The sequence below is a fragment of the Aquitalea sp. genome (assembly GCF_030150775.1).
Taxonomy (GTDB): Bacteria; Pseudomonadota; Gammaproteobacteria; order Burkholderiales; family Chromobacteriaceae; genus Aquitalea; species Aquitalea denitrificans.
This window is the reverse complement of the sequence record NZ_JASLFG010000025.1, coordinates 53,132-78,331: the sequence shown is the minus strand read 5'-3', so window position 1 is coordinate 78,331 and position 25,200 is coordinate 53,132. Positions and strand designations below refer to the sequence as shown.

The 25,200-nt window shown below is 58.6% G+C and carries 23 protein-coding genes; 8 read left to right on the top strand and 15 right to left on the bottom strand.

Features of this window, described 5'->3' with window-relative positions; genetic code table 11:
* Positions 1–84 precede the first annotated feature (84 nt).
* A complete protein-coding gene (locus QVF59_RS08245) occupies positions 85–492 on the top strand; it encodes an outer membrane protein assembly factor BamE (protein ID WP_287878791.1) in 408 nt (135 codons plus the stop codon).
* Positions 489–1,295: a 4-hydroxy-tetrahydrodipicolinate reductase gene (dapB, locus tag QVF59_RS08240; RefSeq protein ID WP_287878788.1), complete on the top strand. Its 807-nt coding sequence runs from the start codon at positions 489–491 to the stop codon at positions 1,293–1,295. Before QVF59_RS08245 ends, dapB begins: the two co-directional genes overlap by 4 nt.
* 51 nt (positions 1,296–1,346) lie before the next feature.
* On the opposite strand, the gene QVF59_RS08235 is transcribed toward dapB, so the two are convergent.
* The 6 genes from QVF59_RS08235 to QVF59_RS08210 form a co-directional block, all read right to left on the bottom strand.
* The gene (locus tag QVF59_RS08235; RefSeq protein ID WP_287878786.1) at positions 1,347–2,861 is read right to left on the bottom strand and encodes a SpoVR family protein; all 1,515 of its coding nucleotides are present in this window, start codon (positions 2,859–2,861) and stop codon (positions 1,347–1,349) included.
* Between the two features lie 32 nt (positions 2,862–2,893).
* Complete coding sequence (locus QVF59_RS08230; protein ID WP_287878784.1) at positions 2,894–4,168, bottom strand: YeaH/YhbH family protein; 1,275 nt, start codon at positions 4,166–4,168, stop codon at positions 2,894–2,896.
* A 140-nt stretch (positions 4,169–4,308) separates the two neighbouring features.
* Positions 4,309–6,237, bottom strand: a complete 1,929-nt coding sequence (locus QVF59_RS08225; protein ID WP_287878781.1) for a PrkA family serine protein kinase — start codon at positions 6,235–6,237, stop codon at positions 4,309–4,311.
* A gap of 346 nt (positions 6,238–6,583) precedes the next feature.
* The gene (locus QVF59_RS08220) at positions 6,584–6,901 is read right to left on the bottom strand and encodes a PilZ domain-containing protein (protein WP_159878485.1); all 318 of its coding nucleotides are present in this window, start codon (positions 6,899–6,901) and stop codon (positions 6,584–6,586) included.
* The gene (locus QVF59_RS08215) at positions 6,888–7,445 is read right to left on the bottom strand and encodes an NUDIX domain-containing protein (protein ID WP_159878487.1); all 558 of its coding nucleotides are present in this window, start codon (positions 7,443–7,445) and stop codon (positions 6,888–6,890) included. The genes QVF59_RS08220 and QVF59_RS08215 overlap by 14 nt, the downstream gene beginning before the upstream one ends.
* A complete protein-coding gene (locus tag QVF59_RS08210; RefSeq protein ID WP_287878777.1) occupies positions 7,432–7,980 on the bottom strand; it encodes a DUF2062 domain-containing protein in 549 nt (182 codons plus the stop codon). The genes QVF59_RS08215 and QVF59_RS08210 overlap by 14 nt, the downstream gene beginning before the upstream one ends.
* Positions 7,981–8,164: 184 nt before the next feature.
* Here QVF59_RS08210 and QVF59_RS08205 point away from each other — a divergent pair, with 184 nt between their 5' ends.
* Positions 8,165–9,949 carry an acyl-CoA dehydrogenase C-terminal domain-containing protein gene (locus QVF59_RS08205; protein WP_287878775.1) on the top strand — a complete coding sequence of 595 codons (1,785 nt, stop codon included), beginning with the start codon at positions 8,165–8,167 and terminating at the stop codon, positions 9,947–9,949.
* Positions 9,950–10,189: 240 nt separating this feature from the next.
* Here the strand turns inward: QVF59_RS08205 and aldA are convergent, their stop codons facing one another.
* From aldA to rhmD, 7 genes are all read right to left on the bottom strand, one after another.
* Positions 10,190–11,614: an aldehyde dehydrogenase gene (gene aldA, locus QVF59_RS08200; RefSeq protein WP_502866801.1), complete on the bottom strand. Its 1,425-nt coding sequence runs from the start codon at positions 11,612–11,614 to the stop codon at positions 10,190–10,192.
* 81 nt (positions 11,615–11,695) lie between these two features.
* Complete coding sequence (locus tag QVF59_RS08195; RefSeq protein ID WP_287878770.1) at positions 11,696–12,505, bottom strand: HpcH/HpaI aldolase family protein; 810 nt, start codon at positions 12,503–12,505, stop codon at positions 11,696–11,698.
* Between the two features lie 9 nt (positions 12,506–12,514).
* Positions 12,515–13,282 carry an L-rhamnose 1-dehydrogenase Lra1 gene (gene lra1, locus QVF59_RS08190; protein ID WP_287878768.1) on the bottom strand — a complete coding sequence of 256 codons (768 nt, stop codon included), beginning with the start codon at positions 13,280–13,282 and terminating at the stop codon, positions 12,515–12,517.
* Between the two features lie 119 nt (positions 13,283–13,401).
* Positions 13,402–14,460: an L-rhamnose/proton symporter RhaT gene (gene rhaT, locus QVF59_RS08185; protein WP_287878766.1), complete on the bottom strand. Its 1,059-nt coding sequence runs from the start codon at positions 14,458–14,460 to the stop codon at positions 13,402–13,404.
* 4 nt (positions 14,461–14,464) lie between these two features.
* Complete coding sequence (locus QVF59_RS08180) at positions 14,465–15,364, bottom strand: amidohydrolase family protein (RefSeq protein ID WP_287878764.1); 900 nt, start codon at positions 15,362–15,364, stop codon at positions 14,465–14,467.
* On the bottom strand, positions 15,352–15,711 hold the full coding sequence (locus tag QVF59_RS08175) for an L-rhamnose mutarotase (protein WP_159878503.1): 360 nt from the start codon (positions 15,709–15,711) through the stop codon (positions 15,352–15,354). The genes QVF59_RS08180 and QVF59_RS08175 overlap by 13 nt, the downstream gene beginning before the upstream one ends.
* Before the next feature lies 1 nt (position 15,712).
* Positions 15,713–16,912: an L-rhamnonate dehydratase gene (gene rhmD, locus QVF59_RS08170; RefSeq protein ID WP_287878760.1), complete on the bottom strand. Its 1,200-nt coding sequence runs from the start codon at positions 16,910–16,912 to the stop codon at positions 15,713–15,715.
* Positions 16,913–17,189: 277 nt separating this feature from the next.
* Between rhmD and QVF59_RS08165 the strand changes: the two genes are divergently transcribed.
* A complete protein-coding gene (locus QVF59_RS08165) occupies positions 17,190–18,158 on the top strand; it encodes a LysR family transcriptional regulator (protein ID WP_353851334.1) in 969 nt (322 codons plus the stop codon).
* Positions 18,159–18,260: 102 nt separating this feature from the next.
* On the opposite strand, the gene QVF59_RS08160 is transcribed toward QVF59_RS08165, so the two are convergent.
* A complete protein-coding gene (locus QVF59_RS08160) occupies positions 18,261–18,932 on the bottom strand; it encodes a YecA family protein (RefSeq protein ID WP_287878758.1) in 672 nt (223 codons plus the stop codon).
* A 94-nt stretch (positions 18,933–19,026) separates the two neighbouring features.
* Entirely contained in the window at positions 19,027–20,715 is a 1,689-nt protein-coding gene (locus QVF59_RS08155) for an AMP-binding protein (RefSeq protein WP_287878755.1), read from the bottom strand.
* A gap of 196 nt (positions 20,716–20,911) precedes the next feature.
* Between QVF59_RS08155 and QVF59_RS08150 the strand changes: the two genes are divergently transcribed.
* The 4 genes from QVF59_RS08150 (at position 20,912) to QVF59_RS08135 (ending at position 25,199) form a co-directional block, all read left to right on the top strand.
* Positions 20,912–21,316, top strand: a complete 405-nt coding sequence (locus QVF59_RS08150) for a MerR family transcriptional regulator (RefSeq protein ID WP_159878513.1) — start codon at positions 20,912–20,914, stop codon at positions 21,314–21,316.
* Between the two features lie 139 nt (positions 21,317–21,455).
* Positions 21,456–22,625: an isovaleryl-CoA dehydrogenase gene (locus QVF59_RS08145; protein WP_287878751.1), complete on the top strand. Its 1,170-nt coding sequence runs from the start codon at positions 21,456–21,458 to the stop codon at positions 22,623–22,625.
* Between the two features lie 168 nt (positions 22,626–22,793).
* On the top strand, positions 22,794–24,392 hold the full coding sequence (locus tag QVF59_RS08140; protein WP_287878748.1) for a carboxyl transferase domain-containing protein: 1,599 nt from the start codon (positions 22,794–22,796) through the stop codon (positions 24,390–24,392).
* Positions 24,393–24,401: 9 nt separating this feature from the next.
* Positions 24,402–25,199: an enoyl-CoA hydratase/isomerase family protein gene (locus QVF59_RS08135; RefSeq protein ID WP_287878745.1), complete on the top strand. Its 798-nt coding sequence runs from the start codon at positions 24,402–24,404 to the stop codon at positions 25,197–25,199.
* Position 25,200 lies beyond the last annotated feature (1 nt).

Genomic DNA, 25,200 nt, shown 5'->3' with positions numbered 1-25,200 from the left:
GGTCGATTTTTGAAGCATGATAAAGCCTTTTTGCGGCTTTGCCTAACATCGCCAGTTAATTATTACTCAGCTCATCGGAGTCTCATGCGCGCCCTGATCATCGCTGCCGTCATTGCCCTCTCCGGCTGCACCTCCATGAATCCCGTCCACTGGATTTCTCCCTATAAAATGGAAATCCAGCAGGGCAACTATGTCACGGCAGATGCTGTGGCCAAACTCAAACCCGGCATGACCCGCTCGCAGGTCCGCTTCCTGCTGGGCACGCCGCTGCTGACAGATGCCTTCCACAGCAACCGCTGGGACTATCCTTATCAGGATACCAAGCAGGGCAAGCTGGTGGACAAGACGCTGCTGACCGTGTTCTTTGAAGACGACACCATGGTACGGGTAGAAGGCACGGCACAACCGGCCGAGCGCGCCGTCCTGCCGGTTGATGCCTCGGCTCCGGCCCAGCAGGCACAGCCCGCCTCGCAGGAAGGTCAGAAACAATGAGCGAATTGAAAGTCATCATTGTTGGTGCTGCCGGTCGCATGGGCCGCACGCTGATTGAATCCGTACTGGCTATTCCGGGCGTGCGCCTCCACGCCGCAGTGGATCGTGCCGGCTCGGACTTCATTGGCCAGGATGCAGGCCTGTTCATCGGCCAGCAGACCGGCGTCAAGATTTCCAGCGACTTCGCGGCTGCCCTGCCCGGAGCAGATGTAGTCATCGACTTTACCCGTCCGGAAGCAACACTGGCCTATCTGGAAGAGTGCCAACAGCATGCGGTGCAGATGATCATCGGCACTACCGGTTTCGATGATGCTGGCAAGGCGGCCATCAAGGCCGCTGCCGAAAAAATCGGCATCGTGTTTGCCTCCAACTTCAGTGTCGGGGTCAACCTCACCTTCAAGCTGCTGGACATGGCAGCCCGCGTACTGAACGAAGGCTACGACATCGAAATCACCGAGGCCCACCACCGCTTCAAGGTGGACGCTCCCTCCGGTACCGCCCTGCGCATGGGTGAAGTGATTGCCGACGCACTGGGCCGTGATCTGAAGCAATGTGCCGTTTATGGCCGTGAAGGCGTAACCGGCGAACGTGACCCCAACACCATCGGCTTTGCCACCGTACGTGCAGGCGATGTGGTGGGCGATCATACCGTGCTGTTTGCCGCCCTGGGCGAGCGTGTGGAAATCACGCACAAGGCCTCCAGCCGCGCCACTTTTGCCAACGGTGCCGTGCGTGCTGCCAAATGGCTGGCTGAAAAGCCTGCCGGCCTGTTTGACATGCAGGATGTTCTGGGTCTGCGCTAAGGCCTGTCGGGGCCTGTCTTGCAGGCAGGCCCTTTTCCTCCCGATAACATACTACAGCCGTTGTAGTTCCAGGCTGGATTTCACTTCAAAACGCTGGGTGATGCTGCCATCGTTGTCCGCGCTCTCCAGCCGCACATCAAAGCCCCACAATCGTCCCACATGCTTGAGCACCTCCTGTGCACTGCCCTCGTCCAGCGGGCGACGGTTATGCATGGTGTGACGCAGGGTCAGGCTGCGATCGCCACGCACATTTACCGACCACACCTGGATATTCGGCTCACGCGAACCAAGGTTGTACTGCTCGGCCAGCTTGCTGCGGATATCGCGATAGCCGTTTTCATCATGAATGGCCGACACCTCCAGCTTGTCCTCGTGATCATCATCGCGAATGGAGAACATGCGGAATTCGCGGATGAGCTTGGGTGACAAGTACTGCGAGATAAAGCTTTCGTCCTTGAAGTTCTTCATGGCGAACTCCAGCGATGCGCGCCAGTCGCTGCCGGCCAGATCGGGGAACCAGGCTTTATCTTCCTCGGTGGGGTTCTCGCAGATGCGCTTGATGTCCTGGTACATGGAAAAGCCCAGCGCATACGGGTTGATGCCGTTATACCAGCGCGCCGTCACCGGCGGCTGGTACACCACATTGGTGTGGCTCTGTAAAAACTCCATCATGAAGCCATCGGTCACCAGCCCCTTGTCGTACAGGCGGTTGAGGATGGTGTAGTGCCAGAACGTGGCCCAGCCTTCGTTCATTACCTGGGTCTGGCGCTGCGGGTAAAAATACTGCGCCACCTTGCGCACGATACGTACCAGCTCGCGCTGCCACGGCTCCAACAAGGGGGCAGATTTTTCGATGAAGTACAGCAGGTTTTCCTGTGGCTCGGCTGGAAAACGCGGTGGCTCACGGTTGGCATCATCACGGTCACGCCGTGGAATGGTGCGCCACAGGTCATTCACCTGCATCTGCAAATACTGCTCGCGCTCTTCCTGCCGCGCCTGCTCCTCGGCCAGTGACAGCTTCTGTGGCCGTTTGTAACGGTCAACGCCGTAGTTCATCAGCGCATGGCATGAATCCAGCAACTCCTCTACGGTATCGATGCCATAACGCTCTTCACATTTGCTGATATAGGACTTGGCAAACACCAGATAGTCGATAATGGCCGAGGCATCGGTCCAGGCACGGAACAGGTAATTGCCCTTGAAGAAGCTGTTGTGGCCATACGCCGCATGAGCAATCACCAGTGCTTGCATGGTCATGGAATTTTCTTCCATCAAATAGGCAATGCAGGGACTGGAGTTGATGACGATCTCGTAAGCCAGGCCCATCTGGCCGCGCTTGTAGCTTTTTTCGGTGGAGACGAAATGCTTGCCGAAGCTCCAGTGGTGATAATTCACCGGCATGCCTACCGAGGAGTAGGCATCCATCATCTGCTCGGCAGTAATCACTTCCAGCTGGTTGGGATACACGTCCAGCTTGAATTCATCCACCGCGATCTTGCGGATTTCGCGGTCGTATTCGTCGATCAGGTCGAAGGTCCATTCGGACCCGGTGGAAATGGGTGTCATGCTGTTTTCCCCTTGGCTGGCCACCCCGGCGCTCAGGCGCGCGTGGCTGGCTGGCGTTTGAACAGCTCCCGGAATACCGGATAAATGTCGGAGGCCGAGCGGATTTTCTGCATGGCAAAGTGGCGCTGGCGCTCCTTGACCTTGAGGTACTCGTACCAGAGATTCTGTGGCTCGCCTTCGGTAATTTCGATGTAGGCGAAGTACTGGCAATAGGGCAGCAGCTGCTCTTCCATGATGCGGCCGCAGTTGGCCGAATCGCTGTCCCAGTTGTCGCCGTCGGAAGCCTGGGCGGCATAGATGTTCCACTCGCTGCTGTTGTAGCGCTTCTTCACGATATCAGCCATCAGGTTGAGTGCCGAGGACACTACGGTGCCGCCGCTTTCGCGTGAGTGGAAGAAGTCTTCTTCATTCACTTCCACCGCACTGGTGTGATGGCGGATGAACACTACCTCGATCTTGTCATAGTTACGCTGTAGAAACAGGTAGAGCAGGATGAAAAAACGCTTGGCCATATCCTTCTTCTGCTCGTCCATCGAGCCGGATACATCCATGATGCAGAACATCACCGCCTGGCTGGTGGGCTTGGGCTGCTGGATACGGTTGTTGTAGCGCAGATCGAAGGGGTCGATGAAGGGAATGCTGCCCAGCTTCTCGCGCAGCAGATGGATGCGCTTGCGTTGCTCGCGCACTTCCTGCGTGCTTTCATCGTCGGATTCCAGCAGTTCGTCCAGGCCTTCTTCGGCCTCTCCCAGCCGGGCCAGCGTAGGTGCCGCCATGGCCACGCGCCGGGCCAGCGCGCCGCGTAGCGAGCGCACGATGCTGATATTGGCCGGCGTGCCGTCATTGGTGTAGCCAGCCCGCACCTGCTTGAGCTCTTCCATACCCATCAGCTGGGTCTTGATCAGATTGGGCAGGGCCAGGTCGTCGAAGAAGACGTTGAGGAACTCCTCGCGTGACAGCTCGAAGACAAAGTCATCCTCACCTTCACCATCCTGGCTGGCCTTGCCACCACCTCCACCACCTCCCCCGCCTTGCGGGCGCGGGATGCGGTCGCCACGAATGAACTCCTCATTCCCCGGATGAACCTGTTCGCGTATCCCCCCCTGGCCGTGATGGAATACCGGCTCGGAAATATCCTTGACCGGAATGGAGACTTTCTCGCCACTCTCGATGTCGGTGATACTGCGCCCCTTCACCGCACGAGAGACGGCTTCCTTGATCTGCGCCTTGAAGCGGCGCAAGAAGCGTTCGCGGTTGACCGCGGACTTGTTCTTGCCGTTCAGGCGTCTGTCTATGATGTGGGACATGGCAACCTCGCTGTTGTCTCCTGCGGCCCGGTTTGCACAAGCACGGCAAGTCTGGCCTGGCCGGTCTGTCTAATGTCAGACAGACCGGGCAGAAATCGGTGCCGGTCAGCCCGGAATATTCCCGGGCTGCCGTTGCATGGTCAGGAGGACTTGCGTACCCGCAGATACCATTCGCACAGCAGGCGTACCTGCTTGGCGGTGTAGCCCTTTTCCACCATGCGGTTGACGAAGTCTTCATGCTTCTTGGCGTCTTCGACGCTGGCCTTGGCATTGAAGGAAATCACCGGCAACAGCTCTTCGGTATTGGAGAACATCTTCTTCTCGATCACCGTGCGCAGCTTTTCGTAGCTGGTCCAGGTCGGGTTCTTGCCGCCATTGTTGGCCCGGGCACGCAGCACGAAGTTGACGATTTCGTTGCGGAAGTCCTTAGGATTGGAAATTCCGGCCGGTTTTTCGATTTTCTCCAGTTCGCCATTGAGCGAGGTACGGTCGAAAATTTCGCCGGTGTCCTGATCGCGGTATTCCTGGTCCTGAATCCAGTAGTCGGCGAAGGTGACATAGCGGTCAAAAATGTTCTGGCCGTATTCCGAGTAGCTTTCCAGATAAGCGGTCTGGATTTCCTTGCCGATGAACTCGACATACTTCGGTGCCAGATACTCTTTCAGGAAAGTCAGGTACTTCTGTTCCTGCTCGGCCGGGAACTGTTCGCGCTCCACCTGCTGTTCCAGCACATACAACAGATGCACCGGGTTGGCAGCCACTTCCTGATTATCAAAGTTGAACACCTTGGACAGAATCTTGTAGGCAAAGCGGGTGGAAAGACCGTTCATGCCCTCGTCCACCCCGGCGTAGTCGCGGTATTCCTGCAGCGACTTGGCCTTGGGGTCGGTATCTTTCAGGTTGTCGCCGTCGTACACCTGCATCTTGCTGAACAGGCTGGAGTTTTCCGTCTCTTTCAGCCGCGACAGAATGGCAAACTGCGCCATCATCTTCAGCGTTCCGGGGGCGCACGGCGCATGGCCCAGAGACGAGTTGCGGATCAGCTTGTCGTAGATCTTGATCTCTTCGGTCACGCGCAGGCAGTACGGCACCTTGACGATGTAGATACGATCAAGAAAGGCCTCGTTGTTCTTGTTGTTGCGGAACTGTTTCCACTCCGATTCATTGGAGTGCGCCAGTACGATGCCATCGAAAGGAATCGCACCAAAGCCTTCGGTACCCTTGAAGTTGCTTTCCTGAGTGGCAGTCAGCAGCGGGTGCAGCACCTTGATTGGGGCCTTGAACATTTCCACGAATTCCAGCAGACCCTGATTGGCCAGGCAGAGGCCACCGGAGTAGCTGTAGGCATCCGGGTCGTCCTGGGCGTATTTTTCCAGCTTGCGGATATCCACCTTGCCCACCAGCGAGCTGATGTCCTGGTTGTTTTCATCGCCCGGTTCGGTCTTGGCGACGGCGATCTGCCGTAGCACCGACGGGTAGCGCTTCACTACTTTGAACTGACCGATGTCGCCATTGAATTCGTGCAGGCGTTTCACGGCCCACGGGCTGGGGATGGTTTTCAGATAGCGGCGCGGAATGCCGAATTCTTCTTCCAGAATGGCACCGTCCTCTTCCACATTGAACAGGCCCAGCGGCGACTCGTTAAGCGGGCTGCCCTTGAGGCAATAGAACGGTACTTGCTCCATCAGCTCTTTCAGCTTTTCGGCAATGGAAGACTTGCCGCCACCCACCGGTCCCAGCAGGTAGAGAATCTGCTTCTTCTCTTCCAGTCCCTGGGCGGCATGGCGGAAATAGGCCACCACTTGTTCGATCACCTCTTCGGTGCCATAGAACTCGCGGAAGGCCGGGTAAACCTTGATGACCTTGTTGGAAAAAATACGCGACAGGCGCTGGTCGTGACGGGTATCCACCAGCTCAGGTTCGCCGATGGCCATCAGCATGCGCTCGGAGGCTGTGGCATAGGCAGAATGATCACGCTTGCAGATCTCCAGATACTCCTGGATGGTGTATTCCTCTTCACGCGTCTTGTCGTAACGTGAGGCGTAGTGGCTCAAGATATCCGGGTGCATGGCTCTCTCCTGGCTGGTTGCAGGGGTGCGCACGGCGTGCATGGTGCACCCGCTATCCCCTTGCAGAATTTGCGTACTGACTGGCTTTCAGATTCTCTTTTTCTGGGTATAGCACATGCGGGGAAGAGCAAGAACAAAAGCAACGAAACAATTGAAAATGCCAAAAAAATTAACTAAGTAACTGAATTTAGTGAGGAATTTTCTTAATATGACCAAAGAAAATTTACTGATATCTATTTTCCATATTGCATTTTTAAAAATTTATCTTTTCAAATCAATAACATAAAAAAACCCCCGACTAAAAGTACTGGGGGTGTTTTTATGTATCAATTTGCAAGCAGCTGTTTCAGCTTTTGCGCTTGATGATACGGGTACCAATTTCATAGACCTGACCACGTTTGACCTCGTTGCAGCGCCGCACTTCCACCTCGGCCTCCAGCGGCTTCCCTGGCAAGCCGCCGACGGCAGGTGCCAGCACGATGACAGACAGGCGTTCGCCATGCTGTGGCACAAACGAGCTGCGAAAGGCCATGCCATCTACCGACAGGTCAACGCACTCGCCATAGTGGGTTTCACCGGTGTGCAGCGACTTGATGCGTGCCTTGCAGCCCATCTGCAGACGGCGCGCACCACGTCGTTCGTGATAAGGATCAAACGGTGGCACCGGGTAGTCTCCCGTCAAGATGCGCAGCCAGCCAGTGCAGGCCAACGATGGACTTGCTATCGCAGATATCCCCGCTCAGCGCCATCTGCATTACCTGCTCCAGCGGCAGGGTCAGCACCTCCAGAAATTCTCCCTCATCCAGCTGGCGCTCACCTGCCACCAAATCCTCGGCCAGGTAATAGCTGATCTGCTCGTTCGAATAGCCAATACAGGGATAGGCCGTGCCCAGGTGACGCCAGCTAGCGGCTTGATAGCCAGTTTCTTCCAGCAGCTCGCGCCGGGCGGTCAGCGCCGGGGCTTCATCCGGGTCGATCTTGCCTGCCGGAATTTCCAGGAATACGCGACCGGCGGGATAGCGGTACTGGCGCTCCATAACCAGCTTGCGGTCTGCAGTCAGGGCCAGGATGGCAACTGCACCAGGATGCAGAATGTACTCGCGGCTGGCCTCTGCACCATCCGGCAGCAATACCTTGTCCTTGTGCACCTGGAGAAACCCACCCTCGTACACCAGTGCCGACTGCAATTGCTTTTCAACAAGATCCACGTGCTGCCTTTCTGTTTTTCCAGTTACGGACCACGGCACAACGCCAGCCCAGCATGACTGCCAGATACCCCAGTGTGGACAAGGTCAGGCCAAACACCAGCAAGCCCAGCAACAGCGGCCATCCCAATGCCAGCAGCCAGTCCAGCACTTGTTGGCCCCACTGCCACAAGTCTTGCTCCGCCCATGCCGGAGGCTGGCTCATTGTACCTGCAGCAGGGTCGCCCAGTAACAGCAGTCCACAGGAATACGCCAGAAAATAAATTGGCAGGATGGTTAGCGGATTGCTGTACAGCGTCGCCAACAAGGCAGCCGGCAGATTCACCTTCAAGCACAAGGCCAGCATCAGCGTGGACAGCCGCTTGGGCGGACCAGGCAGTAAACCGGCAAACAGGCCTAACGCCACTCCCCGCGCCACCTTGCGGCGATTCAGGGTCCAGTAGGCCGGCTGATCCAGCCAGCGGCCCAACCATCCCAGTCCGGGGCGATACAGCAACTGATGGCGATAATTACTGGCACGACGCAAGAAAGTTCGCATGGCAGGAGTTGGTTCCCGTTGTCGTAAAGCCACACCGGCAGGAGCCAGCTGACAAAAGAGTTGTCAAACGGCGCAGAATAATTTAAACAAGCGTTTGAATTAAGCGAATCAATAAAAACGCTCCGCCACCCATGGCTATTCGACCCGGAAAACCCGGGCAGCGCAACCAACAAGGAGAGACCTCATGCCCGCATATAAAGCCCCGCTGCGTGACTTTGACTTTGTGCTCAACGAACTGATCAAAGTACAGGACATCATCCCCGGGCTGCCCGGCTATGAAGAAGCCACCCAGGACATTTTTACTTCCTATCTGGAAGCTGCAGCCCAATTCTGTGAAAGCGAGCTGGCACCACTGAACCGCCAGGCCGATGAAGAAGGCTGCCAGTTCGACCCCACCACCAAGGCTGTCACCACACCGCCAGGCTTCAAGGAAGCCTACAAGCAGTATTGCGAACTAGGCTTCCCGGCACTGGACTGCGACCCGACCTACGGTGGCCAGGGCATGCCCAAGTCGCTGGCTTTCCCGGTGATGGAAATGCAGTGCTCTTCCAACGTAGCCTGGTCGATGTACCCCGGCCTGTCACACGGTGCATACTCTGCCATCCACGCCCACGGCACCGACGAGCAAAAAGCTACCTACCTGCCCAAACTGGTAGATGGCAGCTGGACCGGCACCATGTGTCTGACCGAACCGCATTGCGGCACCGACCTGGGTCTGCTGAAAACCCGCGCCGAACCGAATGGCGATGGCAGCTACCGCATTACCGGTACCAAGATTTTCATCTCGGCGGGCGAGCATGACATGTCCGACAACATCATCCATCTGGTGCTGGCACGTCTGCCGGATGCACCGAAGGATGTGAAGGGCATCTCGCTGTTCATCGTGCCCAAATTCCTGGCCGATGGCAGCCGCAACACCGTGGCCTGCGGCAGCCTGGAACACAAGATGGGCATCAAGGCCAATGCCACGGCGGTGATCAATCTGGATGAGGCACAGGGCTGGCTGATTGGCGAGGCCAACAAGGGCCTGGCCTGCATGTTCACCATGATGAACGCCGCCCGCCTGGGTTGCGGCATGCAGGGCCTGGGCATTGGCGAAGCGTCGTTCCAGGGCGCACTGGCTTATGCACGCGAACGCCTGCAAATGCGCGCACTCACCGGCAACAAATACCCGGACAAACCGGCCGACCCCATCATCGTGCATCCGGACGTGCGCCGCATGCTGCTGACCCAGAAAGCCTATACCGAGGCAGGCCGTGCATTGACCGCCCTGCTGGCACTGCAACTGGATATCGAAGACAAGCACCCGGATGCCGCACAGCGGCAGGATGCGGCGGATCTGGTGGCCCTGCTCACCCCGGTGGCCAAGGCCTTCATGACCGATAACGGTTTTGAGGCGGCCAATATGGGCATGCAGGTATTTGGTGGCCACGGCTTCATCCGCGAATGGGGCATGGAGCAACTGGTGCGCGACTGCCGCATCTCGCAAATCTACGAAGGCACCAACGGCATCCAGGCCATCGACCTGCTGGGCCGCAAGGTATTGCTGGATCAGGGCCAGAAACTGCGCAAGTTCACCAAGCAGATTCACCAGTTCTGCCAGGCCAATGAAGGCAATGACAAGCTGGCGGAATATATTGCCCCGCTGTCCAGGCTGATGAAGGACGTGGGCGAAGTCACCATGGGCATTGGCATGGCCAGCCTGCAGAACAAGGACGAAGCCGGTGCAGCAGCCACCGACTACCTGCGCCTGATCGGCCATCTGACTTATGCCTGGCTGTGGGCGCGCATGGCTGAGGTGGCGCATGCCAGCCTGGGCAAGGGCGATGATGCCTTCTACCAGGCCAAGATTGCCACCGGTCGCTTCTACATGGCCAAACTCTTCCCCGAAGTGCATACCCTGCTGGCGCGCATCAAGGGCGGTGCTGCACCACTGATGGCACTGGACGAAGAACACTTTATTTTCTGATTGCTGGCTCTACCCTGTTGAGCGGCCCTGCGGGGCCGTTTTTTTATGGCTTACCGCTACCTGATATCCTGCTGGCAGACAAAAAAAAGCCCGGAAAACCCGGGCTTATGAATAAAGGAATGAAAAAAAGAGAGCTCGTACTCTCGGTTTCATTCTAATCAAAACCTTCATCGCCTGTCATGCTTTTTGCATGACAGTACGGGGAACAAAGCACCCATACCCAGCAGCAACTGATGCAACTCAAGCCTGTAAATACACCACATGACTATGGGTGTATTCGTACAGGCCATGCTTGCCATCAGCACCACCAATGCCGGATTGACGTACCCCGGCATGGAAACCCTGCATCGCTTCAAAGTTTTCCCGGTTGATATAGGTTTCGCCGAAGTCCAGTTCTCGCATTGCCTGCATCGCCTTGGCCAGATCGCGGGTATAGAGGGATGAGGTGAGGCCGTAGGCAGAGTCATTGGCCAGGGCAATCGCCTCCTCCAGACTGTCCACCACCTGTATGGGCAATACCGGGCCGAATATCTCTTGCAGCATGACATCCATCTGCCCATGGCAGCCGGCCAGCACCGTGGGCTGGAAATGGAATCCAGACCCCAGATCCGCCACCTGACCACCCGTAATCAGCTGCGCCCCCTCCTGCACCGCCTGCGCCACTTTTGCCTGCACCCGGTCCAATGCCTGACGGTTGATCAGCGGCCCCATGTCGATATCCGGCACCGCCAGCGGATCGCCATAGCGGGTTGCCGCCATGGCGCTGGCCACCTTGTCGATGAAGGCATCTGCTACCTTGCGCTCGACATAAACCCGTTCGGCACAGTTGCAAACCTGACCGGTATTGATGATGCGCGAAGCGTGAATGGCCCTGGCAGCCAGATCGAGGTCGGCATCGGCCAGTACGATGGCAGGGGCCTTGCCACCCAGTTCCAGATTCAGTTTGGTGATATGCGGGGCCGCCGCTGCGGCAATGCGCGCACCGGTCGCCACACTGCCGGTAAAGCTGATCATGTCGACATCCGCGCTGCCAGCCATGTCAGCCCCGGTCTGTCCCCGGCCATACAGCACATTGAACACCCCGGCCGGCAAGCCTGACTGCGCGACCAGCTGGCTGAACAGATGGCAGTTGATCGGCGTTTCCTCGCTGGGCTTGATCACGATGGTATTGCCGGTCAGCAGGGCCGGAGCCATCTTGCGGGCAATCAGAAAGAAAGGAAAATTCCAGGGCAGGATGCCGGCCACCACGCCCAAGGGCTTGCGCAGCAGGAATATCTGCTCGCCGGCCCGGTCGCTGCTGATGACTTCTCCTTCGATGCGTCTGGCCCATTCGGCCATGTAGTCCAGGTAATCGGCCGTAAAGCCCACTTCAACCTTGGCCAGCGCCAGGGTTTTGCCTTGCTCTGCGGTAATGGTATGGGCCAGCACATCCACTTGCTGACGAACAAGGGCGGCAATACTGCGCAGAAAGCCGCCACGTTCGATGGCCGGACGCGCAGCCCAGTCATGCTGGGCGGCACGGGCTGCGCTGATGGCCTGTGCCACCTGCTGCGCGGAAGCCTGCGGAGAATGGGCCAGCATCTGGCCATTGGCCGGATTACTCACCCCATGGTGATCGGCACCTTCGATAAAACGGCCATTGATGTAATGGCGCAATTGCTGAATTTCAGACATCGGAATGCTCCTGAAAAATCATGTTGGCATGCTGGGCGCACATCACCCGAGGGGACCCTTGCCGGGGGAGATCTAATAAGCTTGCTTGCCGCTGGCAGGTACAGGGGACGCGCGGAAACGTGCCAGGCTGGCCAGTGCCGCCTGACGCAGCAGCGGGATATCGATGCTGATGGCAATGAAGCTGCAGCCCCACTCGGCATAGCGGCGGGCATCTTGCTCATTGGGTGCCAGAATGCCGCAGGCCTTGCCCTGTGCCAGACAGCAGTCAATGGTGTGGCGGATGCTGTGCTGGACCTCGGCATGGCTGGCATTACCCGCGTGACCCATGCTGGTGGATAAGTCGGCCGGGCCGATAAAGATGGAATCCACCCCTTCCACTGCGGCTATCTGCGCCGCGTTTTCCACCCCGCGAGAAGATTCGATCTGCACCACCAGACAAAGCGCCTGATCGGCCTGTGGTATGTAATCCACCACCGCATCCCAACGGGTGGCACGAATCAGCCCGCCGCCGACACCACGTATCCCCGCTGGCGGATAACGCATGGCCCGCACCAGGGCTGCGGCCTGCGCTGCGCTCTCCACCATCGGCACCATCAGGCTTTGTGCGCCGATATCCAGCACCTGCTTGATCAATGCCGGGTCGCCATGCGGAATGCGCACCACCGGATTGACGGGATAAGCCGCCAGCGCCTGTAGCTGTCCCAACAGCGTGGGCACGGTATTGGGCGCGTGTTCGCCATCGAGCAAGATCCAGTCATGGCCGGTGGTTGCCAGGATTTCCGCGCTATAGGCGGAAGCCATGCCAGCCCAGATACCGTACAAGGGGACTGATAAGCGCACTTGTCTTAAGGCAGATTTGAAATGATTGCTTGGCAGTTGCATGGGCCACTCCTATTGCAGATTGACATACATGCCGCCATCCACCAGCAGGCTGGCACCGGTGACATAGCGCGCCAGGTCGGATGCCAGGAATACCGCCGGGCCGACCAGATCCTCCGGCTGCCCCAGCCGCCCCAGCGGGATGCGGTTTTGCATATAGCTGCGCTTGTGCGGATCGGCCAGATCCTCCCGGTTGATATCGGTTTCTATGGTGCCCGGCAACAAGGCATTGCAACGGATGCCAAACGGCCCCAAGGCAATGGCGCAGGACTGCATCAGCGACAGCAAACCGGCCTTGGTGGGGGTGTAGTGGGTTTGCATGCCACCGCCCACCAGGGCACTGATGGAACTGACGGCAATGATGGCACCGCCCTCGCCCTGCTGCTGCATCTGGCGTGCGGCCGCCTGTACGGCAAAATAGGCACCGTTGAGATTGGTATTCACCGTGCGGTAATACGTTTCCTGCGACATATCCAGAAAGGCGTGGAAAGGACAGATGCCCGCATTGCTGATGAAGACATCCACTCCGCCCAAGCGCTCCACGGCCATGGCAATCAGCGCGGCACCGGTGTCCGGGTCGCCGATATCACCCGCCTGATCAGCCACCTTGCGTCCCAGAACCTCAATCTGGTGACGCAGCGTCAGAATGTCATCCGCACTGCTGCGGCCACTGTGGCCCAGCATCACATCCGCCCCATGGCGGGCACAGCCCAGTGCAATGGCCCGCCCTATGCCACGGGACGCCCCGGTAATCACCACTCGCTTACCTGCTAACAACATCGCTTTGTCTCCTCAGGAATACCGGCGATACAAGCCCGATGTGCTACAGCAAACCCTTGATCCCATGCCCACCACCGCAGGCCGGGACCAAGGACAAATCCCGTCTTTGCCAGCCGAGCTTAATGAACTGCACTACCAAAACCCACCATGCCGATGGCGGCAATAATGACCACAATGCCCAGCAACAGGATGCGGCGTGTTTGCGGCGCAGTGCCGCGCCACTCGCCCAGGCAGACACCCCACAGATTGGAAATCAGGATGATGAAAGACATGTGCAGCACCCACGAGCTGGTGGGGTTATGCAAACGGCTTTCGCCCATGCCATAGAAGAAGAACTGCAGATACCACAGCAAGCCGCCCAGCGCGCACAGCAGGTAATTGCGCAGCAAGGGAGTATTGCGATTGACGAACTCGCCCAGACTGCGACGGCGCAAGGACAGGTGCAGACACCACAGCGCATTGGTGGTGAGGCCACCGAGCATGATGACGGCAAAGGTCAGATTGTTCATGAACAGGGAATTGGCACCGTGCGCCACCGCGGCCAGCGCCAGTGGTTTGCCCGCATTGATGCCGTAGCTGAAACAGGCACTCAGGCAACCGGACACCAGCGCAACGGCGATGCCCTTTTTCATGTTGAATTCCCTGACTGCACTCTGCTTGGTCGCCAGATCGACTTCGCGCTCCTTGCGCATGCCGGCCACCCCGCACAACACGATGCCGATCAGCGAGCCCAGCACGCCCAGCAGCACCATCTGCCCACCGCTGCTGAGCAGCATCTGGCTCAGGCGCAAACCGTCCTCGCGGCCAAACAGGTCATTGAACAGCGGCGGCATCAGGGCACCCAGGGCGGATGTCAGACCCATGATGATGGACATGCCCAGCGACAGGCCGATATAGCGCATGGCGAGGCCAAAGGTGAGGCCACCGATGCCCCATAACACGCCGAAGAAGTAAGTCCAGCCCAGTGTCCCGCTGTCTGCCGCCTCAAGAATGGAAGCAAAAGCCGGAATGGTCAGGGCAATGGCCAGCCACGGGGCAATCAGCCAGGAAAACAAGCCGCCCAGCAGCCAGAAGTTTTCCCAGGACCACAGCCGCACGCTGCGATACGGCAGATAAAAACTGGCGGATGAAAACGAGCCGATGAAATGAAACAACAGACCCAGCAGAATGATGGCCATCTGGCTAGTCTCCCAATTGGTAAAAACGCCAGGCGTTGTCGGCAAACATGGCACGACGCTCATGTGCGGCTGCCTGCGCCAGCAAATTGTCATAGGCCTGCCACAGCCTGCGGTAGGAGGTGTACAGGCTGCACACCGGGAAATTGGAAGCAAACATGCAGCGTGCGCTGCCGAAGGCGTCGATGGCCACGTACACCAGCGGCCGCAGACTGTCCTCGGTCCAGTGGTGGTCGAGCATGCCGAAACCGCTCAGCTTTACCTGCACATTCGGGCAGGCTGCCAGGGCCCGCATGCCATCCCGCCACGCGCGCCAGCCGGCAGGCGCATGGCGATCCACATACATGCCGGCATGATTCAGCGCAAAGCGCACAGCCGGATAACGCCTGGCCAGCGCAACGGCTTCCTGCATTTGTGAGGGGTAGATTTGCAATTCGAAGATCAGCCCGTGGCGTTCCAGCAAGGCCATCCCGCACTGCCATTGCGCCTCGCGCATGTAGTGGCGGCCCACGTAGTCGAACTGCGGGTCGGCATGCACGTTGAGAATTTGCCGCACACCACGCACGCGGGTGGAAGCCGCCAGTTGCCGGGCAAGCTGATCCCCCACCTGAGGGTTGGCCAGATCGAGAAAAGGCAGCAAAGCAACTGGCAAGGTATCGCCAGACAAGTCGAGCATGTGTTCCAGTTGGCGGGTTTCCTCCAGCGCATCCGTCGCATTGGCTTCGATATGCACCACGCCCGCCAGCTCGATATCGGCCTGCTCGGCCAGCTGTCTCAGGTCCGGCAACAGGAAGTCACGTGCCAGCGCGGCGTAATCACCCAGCAGATTGGGCTTGCGCCGGGTCAGCCAGGGGTACTGATTTCCTTCCAGCCACCAGAAATGGCAATGGGCGTCTACGATGCGCATGGCGGCCCCTCCCCCGTGCTCAGCACAAACATGCTGTGCAAGGGATGCTGTAGCGGCGCGAGGTCCGGCATGGTGGCCATGATGTCGGCCATATAAGCCCACCATTGCTGCATCACCGGCAGGCTGGGCAGTTCAGCCAGCCTGTCGGGCTGGCTGCAGTACAGCACGGCAAACAAGGCGTCATCCTTGTCATCATGAAAAATGCGGTACTCGACAATGCCGGCATCCAGCAGCGCGCTGCGCAGCTCCGGCCAGATGGCGGCATGACGCCGTTGATATTCCTCTGCTTGCCCCGGAAACAACTGCATGCGGAAAGCCAGGGTGCAAAGTGCTTGTCCATGCGTCATTTCAGCCTCCCGGAGTGTGCAGGTAGGGGCGATGCAAGGCGCAGGCGGGATTAAGCTCCACGCCGAAACCGGGACGGTCCAGCCGCGATACCGGCATGCGACCGTTTTCCGGCACCGGCTCGTGCAATAACTGCGGACTGAACATCGGCACCACCTGATCGGCCTGCGGTGCCATCATCAGGAATTCGGCAAACGGGCTGTTGTGACGGGTGGCGACAAAGTGATAGCTGTACACGCTGGAGCCATGCGGAATCACCAGCGCCTGATGCGCATCGGCCAATGCCGAGATTTTCAGCAGTTCGGTGATGCCGCCACACCAGCCGACATCGGGCTGGATGATGTCGCAGCAGCCCATTTCCAGCAGCATGCGAAAACCCCAGCGCGTGGCCTCGTGCTCGCCGGTGGTACACAACATGCCGGGCGGCAGTTGCTGCCGTAAGGCGGCATAGCCCCAGTAGTCGTCCGGCGGCAGTGCTTCTTCTATCCATTTCAGGCCATGTTCTTGCGCAGCCTGTGCCAGACGGGTGGCGTAGTTCAGATCCAGGCTCATCCAGCAGTCGATCATCAGCCAAAAGTCCGGGCCTACCCGCTCGCGCATGCTGGCCAGCAAGGCCAGGTTTTTTTGCAAGCCCTCTTCCCCCTCTGCCGGCCCGTGGTGCAGCGGCATTTTCCCGCCAATGAATCCCATTTCACGCGCGAGGTCTGGCCGCGCGCCGGTGGCATAAAACTGCAGCTCGTCACGTACTGCGCCACCCAGCAACTGATACACCGGCTCCTGTCGCACCTTGCCCAGCAAATCCCACAAGGCCAGATCCACCCCGGAGATGGCGTTGAGCACCAGGCCCTTGCGCCCATAAAACAGGGTGCCGTGGTACATCTGGTCCCAGATGCGCTCGATATCGCAGACCCTGGCCCCTTCCACGAAACGGGCCAGATGGCGCTCGACGATAAAAGCTGCCGGCTCGCCGCCTGTTGTCACGGCAAAGCCAATGTTGCCGGCGCTGTCCTCAACTTCAACCACCAGCGTGCCCAGTACATTGATGCCAAAGCTGCGTCGGCTCTGCCGGTAGGCCGGGTATTTGGACATGGGCGTGGCGATGTGATCGTCTATCCAATGGCCATCGGCCTGATCGTGATAATCCGCACCACCACCACGCAGGGTAAAAGCACGGACGTGTTTGATAACCGGATGCTGATTCATGACGTGCTACTCCTACGGTAAACATCCAAACCCAGCCTGCTCAGACAAAGCCAGAAGCAGGGGCGAATTTGTATTTGCATTCCGCGAAATAAATTACGGCTCACAATAAAAAACCGAAATAAAGCTGATTAATTCCCAAAAAGGGAAAACACCTGAAATAAGTTCGATCAATATCAGATCATTCATTGTGCTCAGCCAAAACACTGCTGCAGCAAAACTACGTTAACCGGAAAAATTCATCCAATTACATTTAATTAACAGGCGATACCTTCTGCTTATGGATAAAACAGTACTGCACTCATCCGCCCAGTACCGTCATTTACTGCAGCGACTGCGTTACAAACACCTGCATATGCTGGTGGTATTAGGCAGTAGCCAGAATATGAAACGGACGGCGGAAGGCATGTATATGTCGCAGCCGGCGGCCAGCCGCATGTTGCAGGAAATCGAGGGTATGTTTGACTGCCGGCTGTTTGACCGCCTGCCGCATGGCATGCTGCCCACCGCACTGGGCAGGGAGCTGATCAAGTTCGCCACCCGCAGCCTGCACCATCTGGAAAGCTGCATGCAGACGCTGGCACTGCAGAAGAAAGAAGGCTTTGGCTATCTGTCAGTAGGCACCATCATGGGTGCGGCACCCGAGCGGATCATGGCGGCGATTGCACGTTTGAAACAGGAAAGGCCCCGCCTGTGCATTCGCGTGATGGGAGACACCAGCGACGAAGTGGTCCGCCTGCTGGAACAAGGACGCATCGACCTGGCCATTGCCCGGCGCAGCCCGAAAACTGAAGATGCAGCTTTTAATTTTTGGCCATTGGGCAATGAAATATTGCGGCTGGTGGTGGCTAAAAACCATGTGTTATTACAACAGCAACATATCGAATTGCCGGTATTACTGCGAGACTGGCCATGGATATTACAAGCGCCCAGCAGCCCGGCACGCATGGCATTGGAGCAATATCTGCTGCACGCCGCACTGCCCTTGCCCGGCAATATCATCGAGAGCAATTCGGTTTACTCCATGCTGCAACTGATTCAACACACCAATGCGGTGATGCTGTTAGCGGAATCCGCCATGACAGACTATCTGGACATGGGTATCGTGCAAATCTTGCCAATCCAGGTAAGCATACCGTTTCCTCCTTTTGGCATCCTGACGCACAAGCATGAGCCGCTTAGCGAAGAACAACAGGTTTTTATTTCCTACCTGCATCAGTCATCAGCAATTTCCACACAAAAAAGGTAGAAAGACGGCCAGAAAAGTCCGCATGAATGGCAGGAAAAGAAAAAGCCTCCGTATGGAGGCTTTCAGGTATGACATTCACCAGCCCGCAGGCTGGCAGAAAACTCAGTTGCTACCGCAGCAGGCCTTGTACTTCTTGCCGCTGCCGCAAGGGCAAGGGTCGTTGCGGCCCACCTTGTCGCCTTCACGGCGTACGGTGGCCGGAGCCTGTGCCTTGGCGCGCCAGTAGTTGAATACCGCGATCAGGGCTTCTGGCAGCTGTTCCTTGCAGTCGTCTTTTTCTTCGTCAGTAAAGGTGACCAGGTCTTCGCCGTCTTCTTCCTCGAACATGCCGCCCAGCACCAGAATCGGCATCAGCAGGTCTTCGAAGCCTTCGTCGTCAGCTGCTTCAAACCAGTCGGTATCCACCACGTCCAGCGCGTACAAATAGGCATTGCACCACGGCCAGTAGTCGGCTTCGTCATCGTCACCGTCTTCGTCGGCGTAGAGGATCAGGTCCAGCTCGCGGCCATCGGCCAACACGTGGGCGGTGACATCAAACAGCTTCTGCAGCAGGGCTTCCAGCTCGGCCTTTTCCTCGGCATTTTCAAACTCCGGGGCATCGCCCAGTACTTCGGGCAGCCACATGCTGCGGTCGGCTGCATCCGGGCCGCTGGCCAGGGCGGCGAAGAAGCCTTGCACCTCGTCCGGGCGCATGGTGCTGCCACTGATCGACAGGGGCGTGAGCAACTGTTCCAGCCGGGCAAGATCGGCGTCATTGAATACGATATCAGTCATGGTGCACTCCTGAAGTCAGATTGAATGGGCGCATTGTAGCGAAAAAAGCCCCGCTCCGCCGGGGCCATTGCATGCAAGTTTGATCTGCAGCGATTCAAGCTGTGCGGCTGTCTGCCAGGCCGAGCTTTTCCTTCATTTGCTGGCGCATGACAAACTTCTGGATCTTGCCGGTAATGGTCATGGGAAAGCTGTCGACAAACTCGATATAGCGCGGAATCTTGTAATGGGCGATCTGGCCCTGGCAAAAGGCGCGCATGTCGTCGATGCTGGCGCTTTCACCATCGCGCAGCTTGATCCAGGCGCACAACTCCTCGCCAAAGCGGTCGTCCGGCACGCCAATCACCTGCACTTCCTGAATCTTGGGATGGCGGTAGAAGAATTCCTCCACCTCACGCGGGTAGATGTTTTCGCCACCGCGAATCACCATGTCCTTCACCCGGCCCACGATGTTGACATAGCCTTCGGCATCCATTACAGCCAGGTCGCCGCTGTGCATCCAGCCCGACGGGTCGATGGAGTCGGCGGTTTTCTGCGGGTCGTCCCAGTAGCCCAGCATCACCGAATAGCCACGGGTCAACAGCTCGCCGGTTTCGCCATGCCCCACGATGTGGCCATCGTTATCGACAATCTTGACTTCCACATGCGGATGCACCTGCCCCACGGTGGACACGCGCTTGTCCAGCGGTGTGTCGGCACTGCTCTGGAAGCTGAGTGGGCTGGTTTCCGTCATGCCGTAGCCAATGGTGACCTGCGCCATGTGCATCAGGGTGGTGACGCGCTTCATCACCTCGATGGGACACGGACTGCCGGCCATCACCCCGGTGCGCAGGCTGGACAGATCAAACTGGCTGAACTGCGGATGGTCAAGCAGGCCGATGAACATGGTGGGCACACCATGCAGGGCGGTACAGCGCTCTTCCTGTACGGTATGCAGCACGCTGAGCACATCGAAACTTTCCGCCGGAAACACCATGCATGCACCATGCGTGAGGCAGGTAAGCGTGCCCAGCACCATACCGAAACAGTGGTACAGCGGCACCGGAATACACAGCCGGTCGGCCGGGCTGAAGCCCATGGCCTGTCCGGTAAAGAAGGCGTTATTGAGAATATTGTGATGCGACAGCGTCGCCCCCTTGGGGCTGCCGGTGGTGCCGGAGGTGAACTGGATATTGATGGCATCGTCAAACTGCAGGCTGTCCCCCAGTTGCTGCAAGGCTGTCAATTCCGCTATCGACGCTTCCTGCAGCAAATCGGCAAAGCCCAGCATGCCCGGCGTGGCCTGCTGGCCCATGCGGATCACCCATTCCAGCCTGGGCATGCGGGCGGCCTTAAGCTGACCGGGCTGGCTAACGGCCAGTTCCGGCAACAGGTCTTGCAGCATCTCGATGTAATTGCTGCTCTTGAAGCTGGGCGAAGCAATCAGGGCGCGGCAACCTACCTTGTTAATCGCATATTCCAGCTCGGCACGGCGGTAAGCCGGGTTGATATTCACCAGCACCAGCCCGGCCTTGGCGGTGGCAAACTGGGTCAGCACCCATTCGGCGTTGTTCTGTGACCAGATGCCGATGCGCTCGCCCGGCTCAAGGCCAAGGCGCATCAGGCTGCACGCCAGCCGGTCCACCTGCTGCTGCAGTTCGGCATAGCGCCAGCGCACATCCTGATGGCGTACCACCAGTGCTTGCTGATCGGCATATTGCCGGCAGGCGGCATCAAACATCTGGCCGATGGTTTTGCCAATCAGCGGCTGCTGGCTGGCACCGTGAACATAGCTGGCGTGCTGCATCGTGAGTCTCCTAGGTGTGGTCTCTTTATCCGGAATGCGTCGCTTCCCTTGGCGACGGCAGCCACGCTGCATGGCGCGGCCCATTTTTCTGGCATTAATCCCACAAGTTTACGATTACGTAAACGTAATACGTCTATCATGATGAGAAGCCGTGGGAAAAACGCTACAATCCGTATAAATACTGAAAGCAGATACCATGACAGAACAGGAAGTCTTCACCATTTCGGATCTGGCACGTGATTTTGACGTCACACTGCGCACCATCCGCTTTTACGAGGAACAAGGGCTGATCGAGCCGCAACGCGATGGCCGCCAGCGTGTGTTCACCCGCCGCGACCGTGCCCGGCTGCGGCTTATCCTGCGTGGCAAGCGTATTGGCCTGTCCTTGTCGGAAATACGCGAAATCATTGATCTGTATGATCTGGCCCGCGACGAAGCCAGCCAGTCACTCAAGCTGCTGCATTTACTGGTGGCGCGACGCGAGCAGCTGGAAGAACAACGCCGTGACATCGACGTGGTGTTGGCGGAAATCGATGCGCTGGAAAAACACTGCCGCGGCGTGATCGACCAGATGACCACCAAGGCCGACACCCCCGCCTGAACACCTGCCCTCGTGCAGGTTTTTTTACCACACCATATTGACGCTTACGTAAACGTAATTCAATATTCAAAGCAGTAACGCGACCATCACAATAGCCTGTCAGGCACAGCCGCCACGACCGGCACCGAGGAGAAACACCATGTACAGCAGCCTGCGTTTTGACCACGGCGACACTTACGACATGTTGCGCCAGAGCGTGAAGGATTTTGCCGACGCCGAAATCGCCCCGCGCGCCGCCGACATCGACCGTGACAACCTCTTTCCAGCTGACCTGTGGCGCAAGTTTGGTGACCTGGGCTTGCTGGGCATCACCGCCGAAGAAGAATACGGTGGCGCCAATATGGGTTATCTGGCCCACATGATCGTGATGGAAGAAATCAGCCGTGCCTCGGCTTCGGTCGCCCTGTCCTACGGCGCGCACTCCAATCTGTGCGTTAACCAGATCCGCAAGAACGGCTCCGCCGAACAAAAAGCCCGCTACCTGCCCAAGCTGATTTCCGGCGAACACGTGGGCGCGCTGGCCATGTCCGAACCCAATGCCGGTTCCGATGTGGTCAGCATGAAGCTGCGCGCCGATAAAAAAGGCGACCGTTATGTACTGAACGGCAGCAAGATGTGGATTACCAACGGCGGCGATGCCGACACCCTGGTGGTGTATGCCAAGACCGACGTCAACGCCGGGCCCAAAGGCATCACGGCCTTCATCGTGGAAAAGGGCTTTGCCGGTTTCTCGCATGGCAGCAAGCTGGACAAGCTGGGCATGCGCGGCTCCAACACCTACCCGCTATTCTTCGACAACTGTGAAATCCCGGCCGAAAACGTGCTGGGCGGCGAAGGCAATGGCGTGAAAGTGCTGATGAGCGGGCTGGACTACGAACGCGCCGTACTGTCGGCAGGCCCGCTGGGCATCATGCAGGCTTGCATGGATATCGTCGTCCCCTATCTGAATGACCGCAAACAGTTTGGTCAGGCTATCGGCGACTTCCAGCTGATGCAGGGCAAGCTGGCCGACATGTACGTCAAGCTGTCCGCCAGCCGTGCTTATGTCTATGCCGTGGGCCAGGCACTGGACCGGGGCGATACCGGCCGCCAGACGCGCAAGGATGCTGCCGGGGCCATCCTGTATGCCGCCGAAAACGCCACCCAGATGGCGCTGGACGCCATCCAGTGCCTGGGCGGCAATGGCTATATTAATGAATACGCCACCGGCCGCCTGCTGCGTGATGCCAAGCTGTATGAAATCGGCGCGGGCACCAGTGAAATCCGCCGCTGGCTGATAGGCCGCGAACTGATGGCCGAGACACGTTAAGAGCGGGATAAAACGCCTGAAGCCGCGTTGCGCCGCCTGGCCGTACCCAATGTACTGACTGCGGCGGCGCGCCTTGCCTCAGCCGCTTTCTCCACGCTCTTCGTCTTGCCTTGCTTTACTTGGCTTTGAAAAAACCTGACGGATCGGCACAAAAACAAGAGGCTCTCCATGCCAGTCATCGAATCCAAACTCTCCCCCCGCGCGCCAGACTTCCAGGCCAATACCGACAAGATGCGTGCGCTGGTGGATGACTTGAAACAGAAAGTCGCCCAGGCGGCGCTGGGCGGCGGCGACAAAGCCCGTGAAAAACATACCGCGCGTGGCAAGCTGCTGCCGCGCGAGCGCATCAACCTGCTGCTGGACCCCGGCGCGCCCTTTCTGGAACTGTCCCAGCTGGCCGCCTTTGGCATGTATAACGATGATGCCCCCGGGGCCAGCCTGATCAGCGGCATCGGCCGTATTGCCGGGGTGGACTGCCTGATCATCGCCAACGATGCCACCGTCAAGGGTGGTACTTATTACCCGATGACGGTGAAAAAGCATCTGCGCGCGCAGGAAATTGCCAAGGAAAACCGCCTGCCCTGCGTCTATCTGGTGGATTCCGGCGGAGCCTTTTTACCACTGCAGGACGAAGTGTTTCCCGACAAGGAACACTTTGGCCGCATCTTCTACAACCAGGCCCAATTGTCTGCCGCCGGCATTCCGCAAATTGCCGTGGTGATGGGCAGCTGCACTGCAGGCGGCGCTTATGTGCCGGCCATGTCGGATGAAACCGTCATCGTGCGGGAACAAGGCACCATCTTTCTGGGCGGCCCGCCGCTGGTAAAGGCCGCTACCGGCGAAGTCGTCACCGCAGAAGAACTGGGCGGTGGCGATGTACACGCCCGCATCTCCGGTGTGGCCGACCATCTGGCGCAGAATGACGCCCACGCCCTGGGCATTGCCCGCCGCATCGTGGCCGACCTCAACTGGCACAAACAAGGCGTGCTGGACCGCACCGAACCCAAAGCACCACGCCATGCCGCCGAGGAAATCTACGGCGTGATTCCGGCCGACCCGAAAAAGCCGTTTGATGTGCGTGAAATCATCGCCCGACTGGTGGACGACTCCGACTTTGACGAATTCAAGCAGAACTACGGCACGACGCTGGTCACCGGTTTTGCCCGGCTCAATGGCTGGCGCGTGGGTATCATCGCCAATAACGGCATCCTGTTTTCCGAGTCGGCCCTCAAGGGAGCGCACTTTGTCGAACTGTGCTGCCAGCGTGGCATTCCGCTGATCTTCCTGCAGAACATCACCGGCTTCATGGTGGGTAAGAAGTATGAAAACGGCGGCATCGCCAAGGATGGCGCCAAGCTGGTTACCGCCGTGGCCTGCGCCAGCGTACCCAAGTTCACCGTACTGATTGGCGGCAGCTTCGGGGCTGGCAACTACGGCATGTGTGGCCGCGCTTACAGCCCGCGCATGCTGTGGATGTGGCCTAACAGCCGCATTTCGGTGATGGGTGGCGAACAGGCCGCCGGGGTGCTGGCACAGGTCAAGAAGGAACAACTGGGCGAGGCCTTCACCGCCGAGCAGGAAGAAGCGCTGAAAGCACCGGTACGCGAACAATACGAACGCCAGGGCCACCCTTATTACGCCAGCGCACGGCTGTGGGACGACGGCATCATCGACCCGGCCCAGACCCGCGATGTACTGAGCCTGGCACTGGAAGCCGCCCTGTCCGCGCCCATCGAAAAAACACGCTTTGGCGTGTTCCGCATGTAAGGAAGCGCCATGAGCCAGTATCAGACTCTCGATATCCATCGCAGCGGCAGCACCGCCACTGTCTGGATGAACCGCCCGGAACTGCACAATGCGCTGAACGAAATGCTGATTGCCGAGCTGACCGCCGCCTTCAAGGCACTGCAACTGGACGACAGCGTGCGCGTCATCGTGCTGGCCGGACATGGCAAAAGCTTTTCCGCCGGGGCTGACCTGGACTGGATGCGCCGCGCCGCCGGCTACAGCGAAGCAGAAAACCTGGCCGATGCCCAGCGCCTGGCCGCCATGCTCAAGGCCATTTACCGCAGCCAGAAGCCGGTAATCGCCCGCATCCACGGCCCGGCCATTGCCGGTGGCACCGGCCTGGCTACCGTATGTGACATTGCCATTGCCACCGACGCCGCCCGCTTTGGCCTGACCGAAGTGCGGCTGGGCCTGATTCCGGCCACCATCGGCCCTTATGTGGCCGATGCCATCGGCTGGCGGCAGGCGCGGCGCTACTTCCTGTCGGCCGAGCGCATTGACCCCGCCACCGCCGCCCGTATCGGCCTGGTGCATGAAGTTGTCGCGGCCGACATGCTGGACCAGCGCATCGCCGACATCGCCAGCGAACTGGCCAAAGGCGCACCACGTGCACTGGGGGCCGCCAAAGACCTGCTGGCCGAACTGCATGAAGGCTCACCCTGGGATGACGACCTGCTGGCCGATACCGCCAGCCGCATTGCCAGTACCCGCAGCGGACAGGAAGCCCGCGAAGGCCTGGCCGCCTTCTTCGACAAACGCCCGCCCGCCTGGCAACAAGAACAATAAG

Bases quoted from the DNA above. Each gene is read 5' to 3' on its own strand.
- QVF59_RS08245 (WP_287878791.1), top strand. From the start codon at position 85: ATGCGCGCCCTGATCATCGCTGCCGTCATTGCCCTCTCCGGCTGCACC.
- dapB (WP_287878788.1), top strand. From the start codon at position 489: ATGAGCGAATTGAAAGTCATCATTGTTGGTGCTGCCGGTCGCATGGGC.
- QVF59_RS08235 (WP_287878786.1), bottom strand. From the start codon at position 2,861: ATGACACCCATTTCCACCGGGTCCGAATGGACCTTCGACCTGATCGAC.
- QVF59_RS08230 (WP_287878784.1), bottom strand. From the start codon at position 4,168: ATGTCCCACATCATAGACAGACGCCTGAACGGCAAGAACAAGTCCGCG.
- QVF59_RS08225 (WP_287878781.1), bottom strand. From the start codon at position 6,237: ATGCACCCGGATATCTTGAGCCACTACGCCTCACGTTACGACAAGACG.
- QVF59_RS08210 (WP_287878777.1), bottom strand. From the start codon at position 7,980: ATGCGAACTTTCTTGCGTCGTGCCAGTAATTATCGCCATCAGTTGCTG.
- QVF59_RS08205 (WP_287878775.1), top strand. From the start codon at position 8,165: ATGCCCGCATATAAAGCCCCGCTGCGTGACTTTGACTTTGTGCTCAAC.
- QVF59_RS08195 (WP_287878770.1), bottom strand. From the start codon at position 12,505: ATGCAACTGCCAAGCAATCATTTCAAATCTGCCTTAAGACAAGTGCGC.
- lra1 (WP_287878768.1), bottom strand. From the start codon at position 13,282: ATGTTGTTAGCAGGTAAGCGAGTGGTGATTACCGGGGCGTCCCGTGGC.
- rhaT (WP_287878766.1), bottom strand. From the start codon at position 14,460: ATGGCCATCATTCTGCTGGGTCTGTTGTTTCATTTCATCGGCTCGTTT.
- QVF59_RS08180 (WP_287878764.1), bottom strand. From the start codon at position 15,364: ATGCGCATCGTAGACGCCCATTGCCATTTCTGGTGGCTGGAAGGAAAT.
- QVF59_RS08175 (WP_159878503.1), bottom strand. From the start codon at position 15,711: ATGACGCATGGACAAGCACTTTGCACCCTGGCTTTCCGCATGCAGTTG.
- rhmD (WP_287878760.1), bottom strand. From the start codon at position 16,912: ATGAATCAGCATCCGGTTATCAAACACGTCCGTGCTTTTACCCTGCGT.
- QVF59_RS08165 (WP_353851334.1), top strand. From the start codon at position 17,190: ATGGATAAAACAGTACTGCACTCATCCGCCCAGTACCGTCATTTACTG.
- QVF59_RS08160 (WP_287878758.1), bottom strand. From the start codon at position 18,932: ATGACTGATATCGTATTCAATGACGCCGATCTTGCCCGGCTGGAACAG.
- QVF59_RS08155 (WP_287878755.1), bottom strand. From the start codon at position 20,715: ATGCAGCACGCCAGCTATGTTCACGGTGCCAGCCAGCAGCCGCTGATT.
- QVF59_RS08150 (WP_159878513.1), top strand. From the start codon at position 20,912: ATGACAGAACAGGAAGTCTTCACCATTTCGGATCTGGCACGTGATTTT.
- QVF59_RS08145 (WP_287878751.1), top strand. From the start codon at position 21,456: ATGTACAGCAGCCTGCGTTTTGACCACGGCGACACTTACGACATGTTG.
- QVF59_RS08140 (WP_287878748.1), top strand. From the start codon at position 22,794: ATGCCAGTCATCGAATCCAAACTCTCCCCCCGCGCGCCAGACTTCCAG.
- QVF59_RS08135 (WP_287878745.1), top strand. From the start codon at position 24,402: ATGAGCCAGTATCAGACTCTCGATATCCATCGCAGCGGCAGCACCGCC.